The sequence below is a fragment of the Hymenobacter aerilatus genome (assembly GCF_022921095.1).
GTDB classification, from domain to species: domain Bacteria; phylum Bacteroidota; class Bacteroidia; order Cytophagales; family Hymenobacteraceae; genus Hymenobacter; species Hymenobacter aerilatus.
Genome location: NZ_CP095053.1, coordinates 1,597,012 through 1,615,604 on the forward strand (window position 1 = coordinate 1,597,012; position 18,593 = coordinate 1,615,604).

Genomic DNA, 18,593 nt, shown 5'->3' on the forward strand with positions numbered 1-18,593 from the left:
GAGACAAAAGCCCGCCCTTGTTCCGTGCACAGGGGCGGGCTTTCCACTATTTACTGCATCTCCCACGCCGTGCGATACGCCCCAATCAGCTCCGTGTAGTCCAAGAAGGCTTTGTAGAACGGGTGCGACCCGAGGGTAGACGAGTCGCCGACGATGAGCAGTTTCTTGCGGGCGCGGGTCATGCCCACGTTCATGCGGCGGATATCGGAGAGGAAGCCGATGTCGCCCTGGCTGTTGCTGCGCGTCATGGTGATGCAGATGATGTCGCGCTCCTGGCCCTGAAACGAGTCGACAGTACCGATGCTGAGCAGGCGGTGGGTGAGCATCTCGGCCAGTTCGGGCAGGTCTTCCACCGCGTCTTTGAGGTAGTTAATCTGAGCACGGTAGGGCGCAATCACGCCTACCGTCAGCAGATCCTCCTGATGCTCCTCTGGCGCGTACACAGCCAACAACTCGGCCAATCGTTTCAGCAGCAGGTCGGCCTCTTCGGGGTTGGCCACCGAGCGGCTTTCAGCAATACCCAGCTCCTGGAAGCCAAAGCCAGCCGTATCCAAAAACTCCACGGCCACGTCGGGCGCGAAGCGCAGGTCGTAGGCTGGGAGGTCGGCGTGGGCTACGGTGTCGTGGGCAATCAGGCGGCCGTCGTAGAACTGTTCCGAGCTGAATTCCATAATCAACTCATGCATGCGATACTGCACTGTCAGCATGCGGGCCGTGTCAGGCTGGCGCTTGATGCACTTCTCGAACAGCGTTTCGCGCAGAGCCGTAGCCTTTTCGCTTTTCACGGTAGGTGGCAGCTGCTGATGGTCACCGGCCAGCACCACGCGGTTGGCCTTGCCAATGGGAATCCAGCAGCCCGGCTCCAGGGCCTGCGCCGCCTCATCAATAAACACCGTTTCGTAGGCGAGGTGGCGGATGGCGCGGTTGCTGGCGCCTACCAGCGTGCAGGTAATCACCTGCACCTGCTCCAGTAGGTCCTCCGTAATGTAGCGCTCCAATTGGTCTGACTCCTGCAAGAGGTCGTGGGCCTGCTGCTTGAGCACGCGGCGCTGCTCGCGCTCCTCCCAGCCAAAGTGCCGCTTAAACTTGCTTGCCTCCTCGCGATATTGTTCGGCCGTTTGCCGCATCGAGCGTAGCTCGGCGTAGCTCTTGTGGGCCATAATCTGCGCGTCCATCGTGTGCTGCAGCAGCAGGTCCGACACCCGCGAGGGGTTACCCATCCGAATCACATTCACGCCGCGCTCAGCCAGCTTTTCGGTCAGCAAGTCCACGGCCGTATTGCTGGGCGCACACACCAGCACCCGCCGCTCGCGCCGGATGGTTTCCAGAATGGCCTGCACCAGCGTGGTGGTTTTGCCGGTGCCGGGCGGGCCGTGAATGATGGCTACATCCTGGGCTGCCAGCACGTGGCGCACGGCCGTGAGCTGAGAGTCGTTGAGGGGCGAAGGGTAGTAGGGCTGCACCTCGCTATCGGGGCGGAAGCGGGCGGGGCGGGCACCCAGCAGCACGTCGCGCAGCTCGGCCAGCCGGCTTTCGTAGGCGCCCATCACCTTGCCCAGGGCGTACTCCATCTCGCGGTAGCTCACCTCGTCGAAGGTCAGGTCTACACCCAGCTTGCCCTCATCTACCCAGTCGGGTAGGTCTTCTTTGGTGGTCGCCAGTGTGATTTTGTTACGCTTCACGCTGGTAATGACGCCGTTGAGGGTAGGGCGGTCGGAGCCGGAGCGGTTAGGGATGTTGCCAAACAGGGCCGCATTCTTGCCCACCTGAAACAGGTGCAGGCCCTGCTGGCCCGCCGGGCGCTCTAGCTCCAGCACCAGCTTGCCGCCGAAGCCGATGTCTTCCTGGGTGATTTTTACGGGGTACCACGTCAGGCCGCGCTGCTGGCGCTCGGCAATGGTAGTTTTGGCGCTCTTGATTTTAAACTGCTCTAGGTCTTCTTGCTGCTCTAGCTTCAGCAGGGCCTGAGTGTGGCGCAGTTCTTTTTCGAGGGCGTAGGGGTCTGTATAGATAGGTTGTTCAGCCAACAGAGTAAGAGTTGAATAGCCGTTGATAACAACAGAAACGGCGAAATGGTGGCCGAAGGTCGTGATAATTCGGGCTTTTATATGTTCCTACCCCTCATCATTCCTCACTCGATTGTTGTTTGAATGGTTGAGCTTATTTACAGCGTTCCATGCGAGAAATAGGGCCGCGCTTTCTCAAATCCACTACTTTTGCCGCCTACTTCTTAGTAGTATATGCATTCTGAAAAGTCAGCAAACCCCTTTTGGTTGGTGTTGCTCACGGTGGTTTTGTTGGGGTTGTTGTCTTTCCTGAAACCCGACCTGACGGTGGCGGGCTTTGAGGTGCGGCGCGTAAATCTGCTCTCCGATGTGATCCGTACCGAGCCGTTGCTGGCCTCGCCGCCGCCCGCGCCAGCCGCCGGCGCCCACCCCGCCGATTCTACGCGCCTGGCAAACAACCTGGGCGCAGCGGCTGAAACTAAACCCGCTGTTGCCGCAAACACCCTACCCGTTATCAGCAACGTAGCCGGGCTGGATAGCTTCCTGCTGGCCCTGCGCCAAACCAAAGCCACGGGCCAGAAAACGCGCATCGCCTACTTCGGCGACTCTATGATTGAGGGCGACCTGATTACCGGCGACCTACGCAATCAGCTCCAGCAGTTGTTTGGCGGCGAGGGGGTAGGGTTTGTGCCGATTACTTCCGTCACGGCCGATTTCCGGGGCACTATTCACCAAACCTTCTCCGAGAATTGGCGCAAATACGACTTGGTGACGCCGAAACTGCCCGCGCAGCACCCGCTGGGCATGTCGGGGCACGTATTTGTGGCGCCAGCGCCGCAGCCCGCTACTGATAGTACGGAGGCTACCAAGCCAGCCTGGGTGCAGTTTGCGGCGGGCGGACCATTTGGGCCGGTGCGACGGTTTTCGCAGGCACGGCTGTTCTACGGTCCCGGCAACGCTCAGGACCAGGTGGCCGTTACCTTCGGTCAACAGCAAAGTGCCAAGGCACTGTCAGGCGAAGGTCAACTCAACCAATTGGTCTTTACAGCCAACCCAACAGCTAAGAACTTGCACTTGAGTTTTCAGACCCACGCTTCGCGTGATGTGTACGGCGTGAGCTTCGAGGGGGAGCAGGGCGTTACGCTCGACAACTTCGCCTTTCGGGGCAACAGTGGGATGTCGCTCACACGCATTCCCCGGCAAATGCTGAACGCGTTTGGCAAAGCGCAGGACTACCGCCTGATCATTCTGCACTACGGGGTGAACGTGGCCAATGCCAAGGTAGAAAACTACAGCTTCTACGAGCGGGCCATGACGCGCGTCATCGACCGGCTGCAAAAGGCCTGTCCGCACGCCAGTATTCTGCTGGTGGGCATGAGCGACAAAAGCTGCCGACAGGACGGCGAGTACACAACCGACCCCAGCGTACCCCGCCTGCTGGCTGCGCAGCAGCGCATTGCCCAGCGCAACCACGTCGGGTTCTGGAACTTGTTTGAGGCCATGGGCGGCGAAAATACCATGGTGAGTTGGGTGGAAGGCTCGCCCGCGCTGGCCAACAAAGACTACACCCACGTGAATGCCCGCGGCGCCCGCAAAATAGCCGGTCTGCTCTCCCAGTACCTGATGCAGGAGTATCAAAAGGCCCCTGCAACCGCCGCCGCGCCGGATTCTACTGCCGCCGCGGTGGCTCGTTAAGCTATGCAACAGAAGCTTCTAGTTCTTTTAGTGGTTTGCCTATTCAGCAGCACCGTCGGTCAGGCCCAGCAAGCGCCGCTGGATAGCCTAAAGGCGTTGTACCCGTTTCTGCACCCCGAGCGCAACGCTATTGTAAACGGTGAAGTAGGGCTGCGGCACTTCTATAAAAAGCTGAAGCAGCTGCCGGGGCCGCTCACCAAACAGATATCCATAGTGCACATCGGCGACTCGCACCTGCAAGCTGATATGGCCTCGGGTCGGACGCGGCGGGAACTGCAGCGCACCTACGGCAACGCGGGTAGGGGACTGATTTTTCCCTACGCCGTGGCCCGCACCAACGAGCCCGGCAGCTACCGCACGGCCAGCACCGCACGCTGGCAGGCTCGCCGCGTTATCTCCCTGGCCGACACCACGCTGCCCATCGGCGCCAGCGGCATCACGCTGGCTACCACCGACTCGGGCGCGAGCTTTACGCTGCAAGTGCCGCTGGTGCAATTGCCCGACTACCGCTTCAACCGCCTCACGCTGCTGCACCAGAAGGGCCCTGCCGCCTTCGACTGGCAGCTCACCGACGAGCAACAGCACCTATTAGGTAGGCTGCCGGGTAGGGCCGCTCGCCTTGGTAGCTACACCTCCTCGTTCACCACCGATTCGCTGCTACACTTCGTGCGGCTCACCACCACGCGCACTAACGCCCGTCAAACCAGCGCACAACTGTATGGGCTGGTGCTGGAAAACGGCCAGCCCGGTGTACTCTACCATGCCATTGGTATCAACGGGGCCGCCGTGCGCCACTACAACCGCGCCGAGCTGTTTGCAACGCAGCTAGAGTGCCTGGCGCCCGATCTGTTTATTGTGTCGCTGGGCACCAACGATGCCTACGCGGCGGGCTTCGATAAGGCGCAGTTTGAGGTAGAGCTGACCACCTTCATGCAGCAGCTCCGGCAGCGCTACCCCCAGGCCGAGTTTCTGCTGACCACTCCGCCCGATTCCTACCGCAACCGCCGTTACCGCAACCCCGATCTGCCCGTGCTGCGCGATATCCTGCTACGCTACTGTACTGATAATAAGCTGGCCTACTGGGATTTTTACGCCGTGATGGGCGGGCCCGGCTCCATGCTCACTTGGCAAACCCACGGCCTCGCCCAGCCCGACCGGGTGCACCTTACCCCGCGCGGCTACCACGTGCAGGGTCTCCTGCTTTACCTCGCCCTCCAAGATGGATTTCTCCGCGCTACCCGCCCTTGATTTCGACCGACTGCTGCAACAGTTCGTGTACAGCCCCAAGAGCCCGATGATCTTCAACACGGGCTTTTTTCTGCTGCTGTTCCTGGCGTTCTTGTGCATCTACCAGCTGTTGCGTAACCACTTACGCGCCCGCCTGACCTACCTTACCCTGTTCTCGCTGTTCTTCTATTACAAGTCGAGCGGGCTGTACTTTTTGCTGCTGGTGCTTTCCACCATCATCGAGTTTCACTTCGGGAAGTGGATTGCTGATACCGATAGTCCGCGCACGCGCAAGCTGCTACTGGTAGCAAGCCTGTGCGTGAACCTGGGCATGTTGTTCTACTTCAAGTACACCAACTTCTTCATTGCCAGTTTCAACGCCGCCACCGGCAGCCGCTACCCGCTGCTGGATATTGTGCTGCCAGTTGGTATTTCTTTCTACACGTTCCAGACGCTGAGCTATACCATTGACGTGTACAAAGGGCAGATTAAGCCTCTGCGTAACATCCTGGATTTTGCGTTTTTCGTGTCGTTCTTCCCGCAGCTGGTAGCAGGTCCTATCGTGCGGGCTTCGGATTTCATCCCGCAGATTCACCAACGTCTGTTCATCAGCAGGCCCGAGATGGGTAGGGCGGTGCTGCTGATTGCGACCGGCTTATTTAAGAAAGCCATCATCTCCGACTACATCAGCCTGAATTTCGTCGAGCGCATCTTCGACAACCCTACCCTCTACAGCGGCATCGAAAACCTATTGGGCGTGTATGGCTATGCCTTGCAGATCTACTGCGACTTTTCGGGGTATTCCGATATTGCTATTGGCATTGCGCTGCTACTGGGCTACACGTTGCCGCCTAACTTCCTGTCGCCCTACCAGTCCACCAGTATCACCGAGTTCTGGCGGCGCTGGCACATTTCGCTTTCCTCGTGGCTGCGCGACTACCTTTACATCCCGCTGGGCGGCAACCGCAAGGGGGTAGTGCGGCAATATTTCAACCTGTTCATGACCATGCTGCTGGGCGGCCTGTGGCACGGTGCCTCTTGGCAGTTTGTGGTGTGGGGCGCCCTGCACGGCCTGGCGCTGGCCGCCGATAAGCTGTTTCAGCAGGTGTTTCGGCCACGTGCTACCTGGCTCACGCACGCGCTGGGGTGGTTCATCACCTTTCACTTCGTGTGTTTTTGCTGGATTTTCTTCCGCGCCGATAGCTTTGCCACGGCCACACAGGTGATTCATCAGATTACGCACACACTGCACCCCGAGCTGTTGCCTGAGGTAGTAGCCAGCTTCCGGGCTGTATTTGTGTTAGTAGCGCTGGGCTACTGTCTGCACTTCATCCCCGACCGCGTGAGCCTAACCATGGAAAACTTCTTAGCGCACCGTTCCGTGCTGGCTCAGGCGGCTGTGCTCACGGTGGTTATCTGGCTCGTGATTCAGGTGAAATCAGCTGATATTCAGCCGTTCATCTACTTTCAGTTCTAAACAGTTCTATTTCTCCAGCCGGATCGTCACGGTTTGGCCCTCGCCCTCGGCCGTAAACTTGCACTCGTCAAAACTCGGGGCTTTGAAGCGCGGGCGCACGTTGTTGGAAAACGCGTACGGTTCGGTAGGAATGCCCACTAAGTTGCGGTCCATCTCGCCGTTGTCGTTCACATCTTGTGATAGGGCAATGGCCCATTCGCCCGGCGCCAGGTCTACCCGAAATTGCACCTGATCCTGCTGCTGGGGCACTACCTTTTTGCTCAAGGCCGCTTTGCCCGACTGCAGAAACGACTCGGAGGAGTTGTAGAAGTTGAGCGTGATGGTAGAGGTAGGCGAGGCCAGATTGGTAATCACCACCGTGACTGGCACAGTAGCCTGGTCTTGTTGGGAAAGTGCTTGTTCAGGAAAAAGCAGGCTCGCTGCCAAGCTAGCCTTCAGAAACACGGAAGCAAAAAAGTTTATCATCGTAGGGGTACTGCTATGGCACGAAGGAGGCCATGGCCGGAACAGGTAAGACTGCGCTTGGCGTGTGCGCCCCACCAAAAAGCGTTGTGCTTTTGGGTACTACGCAGCCAATGAGCAAGCTGTTTTTTTATGTGATGCACCGGCTGTTCTAGCCCCCATGAAATAAAAGGAAAGTAACGACATAAAATTCGGGGTGAAGCGGCCCGCTAACCATCGATAGCAAAGCCCAGCGCAGCGAAGGAATGGTAGAGCTTAACAGCTTAACTACTAGTCTATTAAAGGCGTGCGTTAAGTCTATTGTAGGGGTTATGCCCGGTTGTATATAACGCTGTATCAGATGGATACACTCTAGTCTATAGAATCAGTCTAGTTAACTAAGCTAAAATGATTGGCGTAGGTACAAAGCCCAAAATCATGCATGTATCCGAGGCCTTCCCAAGGTGCCAAGGCAGGTAGTAGCCCACGCGGTATGCCTTGCTTTCTCCGGCTGCCGTGCAGACGTATACAGCCATCCACTCACCTAAAACCATTTGCTCTATGAGCACGAAAGTAATCCAAGAACCCGTCGGGGACGTGGCGGTGGCTTTGCCGCCGCTCGAACAAATTACCCTGACCATCAACGGCGTAGAAAAGCGCCTGCAGGTTGCGCCCTGGACCTCGCTGCTCGACTTACTACGCGAGTATCTCGACCTGACCGGCACCAAAAAAGGCTGTGACCATGGCCAGTGTGGTGCCTGCACAGTACTGGTGGATGGCACCCGCATCAACTCCTGCCTCACGCTGGCCGTGATGAAGGATGGCTCGGAAATCACAACGGTAGAAGGCTTGGCCAAGGGCGACGAGTTGCACCCGGTACAGGAAGCCTTTATCGAGCACGACGCTTTCCAGTGCGGCTACTGCACGCCGGGGCAAATCTGCTCGGCGGTAGGCCTCATCAACGAAGGCAAAGCCAAAACCGCCGACGACATCCGCGAGCTGATGAGCGGCAATATCTGCCGCTGTGGTGCCTATGTAGGCATCGTAGCCGCCGTGGAAGAGGCCATGCACAAGTGCCAACACCAACACTAATCCCGCGATGAATAGCTTTTCCTACACCCGCGCCAAGGCCGTCGATACGGCCGCCCGCGAAGTTTCGGCCAATCACTCGGCTAAGTTCATCGCCGGCGGTACGAATATTCTGGACCTGATGAAGGAAAACGTGGAGCGTCCTACCCGCCTGGTAGACCTCACGCGTTTGCCCCTCAAAGAAATCGAAGACACCGAGAAAGGCCTGCGCCTGGGCGCGCTGGTTTCCAACGCTGCTACCGCCTACGATGAGCGCGTAGAAGAGCGTTATCCGCTCTTGAGCAAGACCATTTTGGCCGGCGCCTCGGCCCAGTTGCGCAACATGGCCACCGATGGCGGTAACCTGTTTCAGCGCACCCGCTGCTACTACTTCTACGACTTGGCGACGCCCTGTAACAAGCGCGAGCCGGGTTCGGGCTGCTCGGCCATCAATGGCTTCAACCGTATTCACGCCATTTTAGGTACCAGCGAGAGCTGCATTGCCACCCATCCCAGCGATATGTGCGTGGCCTTGGCAGCGCTGAAAGCCACCGTGAACGTGACGGGTGCCACTGGCGAACGAACCGTAGAGTTTGCCGATTTCCACCGCCTACCCGGCGATGAGCCTGAGCGCGACAACAACCTGAACCCCGACGAAATTGTGACCAGCATTGATTTGCCGGCTGATGGCGAGCGGTTTGCCAAGCACTACACCTACCTCAAACTGCGCGACCGGGCCTCCTACGCCTTCGCGCTGGTATCGGTAGCCGCCGCCCTGGACATGGACAGCGACACCATCAAGGAAGCCCGCGTGGCGCTGGGCGGCGTGGCCCACAAGCCCTGGCGCAAGCCCGAGGCCGAAGACCTGCTGAAAGGCCAAAAAGCGACGAAGGAGAACTTCGAGCGTGTGGCAGCCTCGCTGCTGGAAGGCGCAAAAGGCTTTGGCTCCAATACATTCAAAATTGAACTGGCTAAGCGCGCCATCGTACGGGCGCTGACGATGGCCGCAAACGGACTACACTAATGGCAGCAACTACTTATGTCGGCAAGTCGACCCGTCGTGTGGACGGGCGCGCCAAAGTAACCGGCGAAGCGAAGTACGCGGCCGAGTACAACACCCCTGGCCTCACCTATGGCTATGTAATTTCGAGTGACGTTGCCAAGGGTAAAATCACGAAAATCGATGCTTCGAACGCGCTGGCGCTCGATGGCGTGTTGCAGGTATTTACCCACGAAAACGCGCCCCGCCCGGCTTACTTCGACCGGCCCTTCAAGGACCAGGATTCGGTAGGCGGCTCGCCGTTCCGGCCGCTGTACAGCGACGAAATCAAGTTCAGCATGCAGCCCATTGGGTTGGTCGTAGCCGATTCGTTTGAGGTGGCCCGCTACGCGGCCTCGCTCATTAAAGTCGAATACAAAGCGGAAGAGCCTGTAACCAATCTGCGCGCGAAGCCCAAAGGCCATAAAGCCAAGAGCGGCAAAACCGGCTTCGTACCACCCAAAGACCGCGGCAAGCCCGACAAGGCCTTCAAAAACGCCGACGTGCAGGTGGAAGCCGAGTACTTTCACATGCCCGAGCACCACAACCCTATGGAGATGTTTGCCTCCACGGTGGTGATGGAAGAAGACGGCAAGCTGAAGATCTACGACAAAACCCAGGGCGCCGTCAACAGCCACACCTACGTCACGAAGGTATTCGGGCTGAGCAAAGACGACGTGCGCGTGATGAACCAGTTCGTGGGCGGGGGCTTTGGCTCGGGCCTGCGTCCGCAGTACCAGCTTTACCTGGCCGTGATGGCCGCGCTGGAGCTGAAACGCTCGGTACGCGTGGTGCTCACGCGCCAGCAGATGTTCTCCTTTGGCCACCGCCCCGGCACGTTGCAAACCATCTCCCTGGGCGCGTCGTCCGACGGCATGTTGCAGGCCGTGAAACACGAGGCATTGGCCGAAACGTCGCAGTTTGAGGAGTACACCGAAACCGTGGTAAACTGGTCGGGTATGCTCTACCACTGCGACAACGTAAAACTGGGCTACTACCTCCGCAACCTCGACCTCTATACACCGCTGGACATGCGGGCCCCTGGTGCCGTCACGGGTATTGGAGCCTTTGAAGTAGCAATTGACGAGTTGGCCTATAAAGTAGGCATCGACCCATTGGAGTTCCGCCTGAAAAACTACGCTGAAACCAACGAGTTTGAGGGTAAGCCATTTTCCAGCAAAGAGCTTCGGGCCTGCTACGCGCAGGGTGCCGCCCGCTTTGGGTGGGCCAAGCGCAATCCTAAGCCCCGCTCTACCCGCGAGGGTACCAAGCTCATTGGCTGGGGCGTAGCCACGGGTATGTGGGACGCGCAGCAGCAGAAATCAGCCGCTAAAGCCAATTTGTCTATCGACGGCAAGCTGGTGGTGGGTAGCTCTACTGCCGACATTGGCACGGGCACTTACACGGCCATGAGCCTAATTGCGGCCGAAACGCTGGGCCTACCCCTCGACGACGTAACGTTTAAGCTGGGTGATACCACGCTGCCCGAAGCCCCGCTGGAAGGCGGCTCCTGGACGGTAGCCTCCGTGGGCTCAGCCGTAAAAGAAGCCTGCCAGGCCGTGGCCGAAAAGGTATTTAAGCTGGCAAAAGACGTGAAGGGCTCGCCCTTGTCGGGGGCCAGCTTCGACGAGGTAGAGTTTGTAGAAGGCAAGGTGCAACTGAAAGGCGACTACTCTTCGGGCGTTTCCATTGTGGAAGCCATGCGCCAGGGTAAGGTCAACTTCATCGAAGAAGAAACGACCACGCTGCCTAACATGCTCAAGCAGATGCAATATGCCCGCAACACGCACTCGGCGGTGTTTGTGGAGGTAGAAGTAGATGAAGATTTGGGTCAGATTTGCGTACGCCGCGTGGTAAGCGCCATTGCTGGCGGCCGCGTTATCAGCCCCAAAACGGCCCGCAGCCAGATTATAGGCGGCGTGGTGTGGGGCATTAGCATGGCCTTGCACGAAGAAAGCGTGCTCGACCATCACTATGGCCGCTTTATGAATCATAACCTGGCGGAGTACCATGTATCTGTCAACGCCGACATCCACGATATCGACGTTATTTTTGTAGAGGAGCACGACGACATCGTGAACCCACTGGGTGCCAAAGGCCTGGGCGAAATCGGGATTGTGGGAACGGCGGCTGCCGTGTGCAATGCCATCTACCACGCCACCGGCAAGCGCGTGCGCGAGCTGCCCATTACGCTGGACAAGCTGCTGTAAGTCAGTTGAATTTGTTGCTAAAGAAGGCCCCAGAACCCCATGGTTCTGGGGCCTTCTTTTTACAGAGCAAACAACGTTTCTAGTCCTTCTTTCAAGGAAGCTGGCTTGCGGCCGAGCACCTGTTCCAACTCTTCACTAACCGTCGATTCCTGCCCGTGCTTGATATCGGTCATGAAAGCCAGAACAAAACGCGTAACGCTTTCGGGTACGCTGCGGGCCTTCATGTTCGCCGCAAAGGTCTCATCGTCGAGGTTCATGTAGCGCACTTCCTTGCCCGATAACTCGCTAAGCGTGGCGGCTACATCGGCGAAAGAATACGTTCCGGTGTTGGTGAATGTGTAAGTGCGGTTTTCGCAGTCGCCTTCGGCTAATACATTGGCAATGGCTTCGCCCATGTCGCGGCGCAGGGCAAATGAAACCCTACCCTCACCAGCGGGTAAGTTGATGCCCGACTCGAACACGGCAGGACCTACAAACTGCGGGAGCGTATCCATATACAAAATGTTGCGAAACAGCACGTAACGCAATCCACTGGCCTTAATGTAATCCTCGGTTTGGAAATGCCGCACCATCAATTCGTTGGCTAGGCTGTCGCGTTCTTGCAAGGCGCGGCCAGTGTAGGCAATGCACGAAACGCCGGCTTTTTTGGCGGCATTTACTACGTTGTAGTGCTGTTGCAGGCCATGTTCGTCGCCCCCGCCCGACACCAGCAGTACCTTCTCAATACCTTGCATAGCGCGTTCCAAGGCTGCCGGGTCGTCATAGTCGCCCAGGCGAATAGCAATGCCCAGATCTTGCAGGGGAGCGGCTTTGGCAGCGTTGCGCACCAGGGCAGCCACTTGACTGGGGGTAATTTTGGTTAGCAGTTGTTGAACAACGGCCATGCCGATGTGGCCAGTAGCACCAGTGATGAGAATCATATACAGTACGTTAGGTGAGGTTTGTACTGCAAAGGTGTCGCCTAAAGTAAACGGGTAAAAGAGCCAAATGGCGGCACTATTTGGCTAAAAGTCGGAAAGTGCTGCTACCCGGCTTGTTTGTAAGCAGTAGGCGAAAAGCCAAGGCTTTTCCGGAAAAATCGGCTAAACGCCGACTGATCCGTGAAATGCAGCAAATCAGAAATCTGTGCCACCGATAACTGCTGATTTTGCAGCAACGCTTTGGCTTCCAATAACACGGCTTGATCTATCCACTCGCTGGCGGTTTTGCCGGTGGTTTCCTTCACGGTTTCGGTAAGATGCTTTGGCGTGATGCACAATTGATCGGCATAAAATTTCACGCTGCGCTCTACCACACTATGGGTATTTACTAAATTCTTAAACGCAAAAGTCAGCTGCTGGCTGCGCGTTTGTGTGGCTTGCACTGCCGCGTGCTGCTGGTCGTAGATAGCAATAACCTCGTATAGTAAGCTATTAATTAAGTTCTTAATTACCTGCTCCCGGTACGGGTGAGGGGTAGGAAATTTTTGCTGTAGAAAGCGTAGCGAAGCCGTAATATTAGCGGCTTCTGCATTCGACAGCGGTAGTACATGCCGGTTGATATTCTCCAGAAAATGGAAGTGGTCGGTGTGCACATTATTGTGACTAGTGATAAACTCTTTGGTGAAAAAGACGGACAGGCTGTCGTGGTCGTCGGATAGCTGCGTCCATTCTTTAATCACGTGCGGTGTGATGAGCATTAGGCAATTCGGCTCGATGGTGTAGGTTTCCAGATTTGCCTTGAGCTCCAACGTGCCACGCAGGCAAATACCGATTTTATAATAGTTGCCGCGGTAGGGAACGTTGAGCGGCGGGCCAGCTGTATGCGTGTGCGCATCCAGGAAAAACACGTCGGCCGTATTGTCGGGAGGGGCGGAAAAATACTGGAGCGAATAGGTAGGGATAGGAGTCGTCATAGCAGTTGCCGGAGGAAGTGTAAGGCCGCTAGTGCCCGGTGTATGGTTGAGGGATAAAGATCTTATACAGAGTGGTTTGTAGATCGGTAAGCACCACTCCGCACAACAGCGTACTACTTGCAAAACGTATGGCGACGGCTGTTGCAAGAGCAGGGTAGGGCACCACACAAAGAAAAACCAATGCCAGCGTGCTGCGTTAATCAGACTATGAACTCATCTGTGAGTATACAGCTACTGTGCTTTTCGGGCCAGTAGATGCCACAGAAAAAGTAGGACCACAGATACTGAAAACATGTGGCTCTACTTCATTCTTAACCCAACCTAATCACCATGGAGTACAACATTGATAACGTGAAGATGGATTTGCAAACCGTTGGTTTTCAGGAAACATCAGGCATAGTAGACTTAGTAGAAAGCGAGTTGCGCCGCGTGATGCGCTTCCGCCAGGATATCGTAGCCGCCGACGTGTACTTGCGCGAGGATGGCAGCAATCCAGAAAACAACAAGGTAGTACGGTGGCGCCTAGGCATCCCTGGTAAAGACTTGTTTGCTGAAGCTGCGGCTGGTTCGTGGGGCGCAGGCCTGCGCGACGCCAGCGAAAAGCTGCGCCGTCAGTTTGTAGACTAAAATACTGGTTGATAGATGACCTCCGGTTGCTTGGGCTACGTTTAGTACCCAAGCAACCGGAGGTCATTATTTTATAGATGCTTCTGTGTAAAGAATAACTTAGGCCGGTGCTAGAGCAGAAAGGCTTTGCCCTTGAATAGCCGCCGCCATCAGTTCTGGAAACTTCGCCGGAGTGCAGGCAAACGACGGAATATCCAAGGCAGCGAACTGCTCGGCCACACGCCTGTCGAAGCTGGGGGCGCCGTCGTCGGCGAGGGCGAGTAGGGCCACAACCGTGACGCCGGCGGCGCGCAGGGCGGCGGCTTTCTTGAGCATTTCGCGCTCGTTGCCGCCCTCGTATAAGTCGCTGATGAGGACCAGGATGGTGTCGGTAGGGCGGGTGATGAGCTGCTGGCAGTAGCCGAGGGCTAGGTTGATATCGGTGCCGCCGCCGAGCTGCACACCGAAGAGCAAATCCACGGGGTCTTGCAGGTTTTCGGAGAGATTCACCACACTGGTATCAAACACCACCATGTGCGTTTTTACGGCCTTGATGGATGCCAGCACCGCCCCAAACACGCCCGCATATACCACCGACGAGGCCATCGACCCGCTCTGGTCCACGCACAGCACAATTTCCTTGAGGGCTTGCCCGCGCCGCCCAAAGCCCACCAGTCGCTCCGGAATAATGGTACGCTGCTCAGGCTGGTAGTGCTTAAGGTTGGCCCGAATGGTAGCTGCCCAGTCGATTTCGCGGTAGCGGGGGCGCGGGTTGCGCACAGCCCGGCTTAGAGCGCCCTGCACCGCCTGCCGCAACGGGTTCGAGAGTTTCTGCTCCAGTTCCTTCACTACCTTGCCCACCACTTCGCGGGCCGTGTGCTTCACCTTCTGCGGCATCACCCGGCTCAGCGACATCAGGGTACCTACCAGGTGCACATCGGCCTGCACCGTGCGCAGGATTTCGGGCTCCAGCAGCAGTTGGTGCAGGCCCAGGCGGTCCATGGCGTCGCGTTGCATCACGGCTACCACCTCGGTAGGAAAGTACGTGCGAATGTCGCCCAGCCAGCGGCTCACGCGCGGTGCCGAACCGCCCAAGCCGGCTTTGCGCTCGGGCTGCTGGTCGTAGAGGGCCGTCAGCACGTCGTCCATACCGTTGTAGTCGGCATCGAAGGGTAGGGCGTTTTGGGCGTCGGCCTCGGAGCCGAGGACGAGCTTCCAGCGGGTAGGGGTGTTCATAGCTGGTCAGAGTTAGAGCCGAGCGCGGCTTCGAGTTCTTCGGTGGTAGGCAGGTTGCGGCGTAGCTCGGCGGGTAGGGCGCGGGTCAGCTGCCACTCCGCTACCCCGATGGGCTGGTGGAGGTTGCGTAAGGCGTACTCTGACACAATACGGTTTTGGGTTTTGCACAAGATCAGGCCAATGCTAGGGTGGTCGGTGGGGTGACGCAGTAGGTCGTCGGCGGCGGCTAGATAGAAACTCATCTTACCGCTGTACTCCGGTTTAAACTCCCCCATTTTTAGATCAATAATGACAAAGCAGCGAAGCTTGAGGTGGTAGAACACCAGATCGAGGTAGTAATCCTGCCCACCTATTTCCAGGTGGTACTGACTACCCACCAGCGCAAAGCCCTTGCCCAGCTCCAGCAAAAAGGCCCGTACGTGGTCGAGCAATCCTTGCTCCAAGTCGCGCTCCTGGGCTTCCAGGCCCAGCGAGAGAAAATCGAACGTATACGGATCCTTCAATATCTGTTGCGCCAGCTCCGACTGCGGCGCTGGCAGCGTGCGCGCAAAGTTGCTGACCGCCCGGCCCTGGCGCTGGTACAACCCGCTTTCCACCTGCGCAACCAGCACATTGCGGCTCCACCCATTTTCAATGGTTTGGCGCACGTACCATTCCCGCTCGGTTGGGTCGTTTATTTGATCTAAGAGCCGGACATTGTGTCCCCACGGAATTTGTGCAACAACTTGTTGCAAAATTGTTTCATCAGTCCAGGCCTCCGCGAAAGACTTCATATACCGCAAGTTACGCGGCGAAAATCCAGTCATGTCCGGAAACGCGGCGCGCAGATCGGCAGCCAGATGCGTTACCACTTTGGCACCCCAACCCTGCTGTTGCTCCTGCTGCAAAATGCTGCGCCCGATGCGCCAGTACAGCACTACCAATTCCGAGTTGACAGCCAGCGCCGCCCGCACTTGCGTTTCGCGGATTTGGGTTTTCAGTTCCGATAAAAACTTTGGGTAATCGGGCGGTAAAGCAGGTAAGCTCATAGGAGAGAAGAACTACTGTGGTATAGTAAGCAATATAGGCGTGTACGTTATCTATTCAGCAACTCAGAATAATGGTGTGAGGCTATGCCCCGTGCCGACTATGCGCAGGCCTTTAGCTTGCATTTATCCGCGCCGTCTGCGCTGGAGTGTATTGTTCTGCCGGTGCAGGCCAGAGGCCTGCGCATAGTCGGCACGGGGCATAGCCCCGCGCCATCCATACGGATTCCTACACCCCTAACAGCTCCCGTAGTCCTGGCAGCACCCGCAGTCCACGTTCCAGATCGAACTCGTCCTCGGCCACAGCCAGGGCGGGCTGCGTGCCTTGTTGGGCGAGGTCCAGCAGCTGGCGGCGCTCGGGTAGGGAGAAGTCGGTGAAGGCGCGGCGCAGTAGGGGCACGATTTCGCGAAACGTGTCTTCGGGCAACTCACCGAGCCAGCCATTGAGTAGGTCGAACAGGGGGCGGTGGTGGAGCAGGAGCATGCCGCTGCCGCTGAGGAATCCTTCAATCCAGGCGGTGGCGTAGTCGGTAGGCTGGACGGGCGCGAGGGCCAGGCCGAGGGCCGTGGCAGCCGCTTCCGGCGCTAGCTGGTGCGCATCAAACAATAGCCGTCCGGCAGCACCCGCCAAGAGGCCCGACGAAGCCGCGTTGTGCAGCACCACGGCCAACGCGGCGTACCAATCGGCTTCCTGCGCTTCGTCCTGCAACAGTCGAATGGCTTGGTGCGTGCTTTCGATGCGGGGTAGGAGCTGGCGGGCCGCGTCGTAGTCGAGGCCGGTGCAGGCCTGAGGTAGGCCGATGCACAGACGCGGTACCAGGTGGTGCACCACCGTGGCTACCTGGGCGGTTTCGGTGCGGCGCACGTTGCCGTAGCGGAGTACGTTTACCAGCGGGGGTAGGGCGGCCAGCAGGTGCGTCACGTCGCGGGTGACGGCCGAGAGGGTTTCGAGCCGTGCTACCAACGCCCCAATGGCCGGGCCGAGGTCAGCTTGCAGAGCTTCTTCCAGCAAGTGGCTCACGGCTTCAAGGTCAGGGGCTTCGGCGGCACGGGAAGCGGCTTTGGCAGCGGCGGCGCTTAGCACGGTATTCCCCCAGCGGCCGGCGTCGAGCACGTTGAGGGCATAGTCGGGCTGCCATTGCAGCTCCCACAGTTCGTGGAAGGTGCCGGCTTTGCCCTGGGCGCGGCGCGGCTCGCCCCACGGAATACTCAGCAGGCGCAAGCGATGCAGCAGGTGACTGCGGCTCAGGTCCAGCTCTTTGCGCAGGTCCAGGTCGAGGGTTTTAGCGCTGGCTTCGGGCTTGAGGCGGGTGGTTTTTTGCTGCAGCTGCATGTCCTGTTGCAGGGGAGTGGCGGGCTGCTCGGGCGGCACGGCGCCTAATCGTTCGCCAATCACCAGCTCGCGCTGTACCATCTGCAGCGCCTCGGCGTAGCCCCCGCCCAGAATGGCCACGGCAGCTTCCTGCAACTCCTCGACGCCAGGCAGCTCCCGGCCGCGTACCAGGGCCAGGGTTTCGGCCAGGCGCACGCCTTCAATAGCGTGAGCGGCAGAGGCGTCCAGGTCGCGGGAGCGGAGCAAGCGGGCGGCGCGCACCATCCAGTGCGTGACCACCTCGGAGCGGGGCACCTTGAACAGCAACTCGTACCAGGCCGGCGACAATACGCCCGCGCCGTAGCCCGAGGCGTAGGAAAGCCGCTCGAACGTCCACGGAATCCAGGTGGCAGCGGTGGGTACTTTCTTCAGACCTTTCAGGCGGGCTTTGTCTTCTTTCTTCAGCAGCTCGGACCGCAGCACCGGCGCGTGCCAGGCCCCACACACCACCGCCACGCGGGCGTAGCTCTGCGCAAGGGTAGTACGCAGGGTTTCGCGCATGTAAGCCTCGCGGAGTAGGGTTTCATCGGTTTCGGGTAGGGCCAGCTCTTCGCGCAGGGCGGTCATCATGTCCAGCACCACCGCGAAGGTATCGGCGTGGCCGGGGGCGTGTTCCAGGCGCAGTTCCCACCACCGCTCGCCGTCGGCGTAGCCGTCGAGTTCGGCGAGGTAGGAGATGGGGTCGGCTTTGAGGGAAGGTTCCTGACGTTGCGCCTCACCCCCTAGCCCCCTCTCCGAAGAAGGAGAGGGGGGACTAGCTTCTAACTCTTCTAACTCTGGCTTTTGCTCTGGTGTGTCTGGTATTGGGTTAGAGCTAGCTTCTAAAACTAGTTCCTCCTCTCCTTTTGGAGAGGGGGCTAGGGGGTGAGGCGCAACGTCTGGTGCTTCGTCCGGCATTCCAAACCGCAACGTCATCGGCAAATCGAAGCAGCGGAGGTGGGCACTGTGCTGGTGGCACCACTGGATGGCCTGCCACTCGGGTGAAAACTCGGCGAAGGGGAGAAACGAGGCCTGCTGGTGCTGCTTGGGGTTGTAGACGAGCAGGGCCACGGGCGGCACCATCTCGGGGTGGGTAGCCGCTGCCAGCGCCGCTTCGGCATCGGCGGGGCACTCCAGCAGCACCATGTCGGGCCGGAACGCGTCGAGGGCGTGGCGGAGGCTGGCGGCGCTGCCGGGGCCGTGGTGGCGGATGCCGAAGAGGCGGAGGTCGGTGGGCATAGGTTTGGAGTAGTGCTATAGCAGTTTCACGAACGATGTAGGGAAGCGCATTCGCGTCTCTTCGTTGAGCAATAGGTGG

General features: G+C 58.5%; 14 protein-coding genes. 7 read left to right on the plus strand and 7 right to left on the minus strand.

Annotation, left to right across the window (positions count from 1 at the left end; all coding sequences use genetic code 11):
* Window positions 1-50 precede the first annotated feature (50 nt).
* The gene (locus MUN82_RS06740; RefSeq protein WP_245096057.1) at window positions 51-2,027 is read right to left on the minus strand and encodes an AAA domain-containing protein; all 1,977 of its coding nucleotides are present in this window, start codon (window positions 2,025-2,027) and stop codon (window positions 51-53) included.
* A gap of 213 nt (window positions 2,028-2,240) precedes the next feature.
* Between MUN82_RS06740 and MUN82_RS06745 the strand changes: the two genes are divergently transcribed.
* From MUN82_RS06745 to MUN82_RS06755, 3 genes are read left to right on the plus strand one after another with little or no spacing between them, the layout of a single operon-like run.
* A complete protein-coding gene (locus tag MUN82_RS06745) occupies window positions 2,241-3,701 on the plus strand; it encodes a GDSL-type esterase/lipase family protein (RefSeq protein WP_245096059.1) in 1,461 nt (486 codons plus the stop codon).
* Between the two features lie 3 nt (window positions 3,702-3,704).
* Window positions 3,705-4,949, plus strand: coding sequence for a GDSL-type esterase/lipase family protein (locus tag MUN82_RS06750; protein ID WP_245096061.1), 1,245 nt, complete (start codon window positions 3,705-3,707; stop codon window positions 4,947-4,949).
* Complete coding sequence (locus tag MUN82_RS06755) at window positions 4,921-6,405, plus strand: MBOAT family O-acyltransferase (protein WP_245096063.1); 1,485 nt, start codon at window positions 4,921-4,923, stop codon at window positions 6,403-6,405. The genes MUN82_RS06750 and MUN82_RS06755 overlap by 29 nt, the downstream gene beginning before the upstream one ends.
* A 6-nt stretch (window positions 6,406-6,411) precedes the next feature.
* Here MUN82_RS06755 and MUN82_RS06760 read toward each other — a convergent pair whose 3' ends face one another.
* Window positions 6,412-6,870: a DUF2141 domain-containing protein gene (locus tag MUN82_RS06760; protein ID WP_245096065.1), complete on the minus strand. Its 459-nt coding sequence runs from the start codon at window positions 6,868-6,870 to the stop codon at window positions 6,412-6,414.
* 537 nt (window positions 6,871-7,407) lie between these two features.
* On the opposite strand from MUN82_RS06760, the gene MUN82_RS06765 reads away from it, so the two are divergent.
* The 3 genes from MUN82_RS06765 to MUN82_RS06775 are packed head-to-tail and all read left to right on the plus strand — an operon-like array spanning window position 7,408 to window position 11,163.
* Window positions 7,408-7,938: a (2Fe-2S)-binding protein gene (locus MUN82_RS06765; protein ID WP_245096067.1), complete on the plus strand. Its 531-nt coding sequence runs from the start codon at window positions 7,408-7,410 to the stop codon at window positions 7,936-7,938.
* A 7-nt stretch (window positions 7,939-7,945) separates the two neighbouring features.
* Window positions 7,946-8,938, plus strand: a complete 993-nt coding sequence (locus MUN82_RS06770) for an FAD binding domain-containing protein (protein WP_245096068.1) — start codon at window positions 7,946-7,948, stop codon at window positions 8,936-8,938.
* Complete coding sequence (locus MUN82_RS06775) at window positions 8,938-11,163, plus strand: xanthine dehydrogenase family protein molybdopterin-binding subunit (RefSeq protein WP_245096070.1); 2,226 nt, start codon at window positions 8,938-8,940, stop codon at window positions 11,161-11,163. The genes MUN82_RS06770 and MUN82_RS06775 overlap by 1 nt, the downstream gene beginning before the upstream one ends.
* Window positions 11,164-11,222: 59 nt before the next feature.
* Here the strand turns inward: MUN82_RS06775 and MUN82_RS06780 are convergent, their stop codons facing one another.
* Window positions 11,223-12,083, minus strand: coding sequence for an SDR family oxidoreductase (locus tag MUN82_RS06780; protein WP_245096072.1), 861 nt, complete (start codon window positions 12,081-12,083; stop codon window positions 11,223-11,225).
* Between the two features lie 104 nt (window positions 12,084-12,187).
* The gene (locus tag MUN82_RS06785; RefSeq protein ID WP_245096074.1) at window positions 12,188-13,057 is read right to left on the minus strand and encodes a helix-turn-helix domain-containing protein; all 870 of its coding nucleotides are present in this window, start codon (window positions 13,055-13,057) and stop codon (window positions 12,188-12,190) included.
* A gap of 330 nt (window positions 13,058-13,387) precedes the next feature.
* On the opposite strand from MUN82_RS06785, the gene MUN82_RS06790 reads away from it, so the two are divergent.
* Window positions 13,388-13,684 (plus strand): HPF/RaiA family ribosome-associated protein, encoded by a 297-nt coding sequence (locus MUN82_RS06790; protein WP_245096076.1) that lies wholly within the window; start codon window positions 13,388-13,390, stop codon window positions 13,682-13,684.
* A 99-nt stretch (window positions 13,685-13,783) separates the two neighbouring features.
* Here MUN82_RS06790 and MUN82_RS06795 read toward each other — a convergent pair whose 3' ends face one another.
* From MUN82_RS06795 to MUN82_RS06805, 3 genes are all read right to left on the minus strand, one after another.
* Window positions 13,784-14,899 carry a VWA domain-containing protein gene (locus MUN82_RS06795; protein ID WP_245096078.1) on the minus strand — a complete coding sequence of 372 codons (1,116 nt, stop codon included), beginning with the start codon at window positions 14,897-14,899 and terminating at the stop codon, window positions 13,784-13,786.
* Window positions 14,896-15,927 (minus strand): PDDEXK nuclease domain-containing protein, encoded by a 1,032-nt coding sequence (locus MUN82_RS06800; protein ID WP_245096079.1) that lies wholly within the window; start codon window positions 15,925-15,927, stop codon window positions 14,896-14,898. The genes MUN82_RS06795 and MUN82_RS06800 overlap by 4 nt, the downstream gene beginning before the upstream one ends.
* 226 nt (window positions 15,928-16,153) lie before the next feature.
* On the minus strand, window positions 16,154-18,514 hold the full coding sequence (locus tag MUN82_RS06805; RefSeq protein ID WP_245096081.1) for a DUF5682 family protein: 2,361 nt from the start codon (window positions 18,512-18,514) through the stop codon (window positions 16,154-16,156).
* Window positions 18,515-18,593 lie beyond the last annotated feature (79 nt).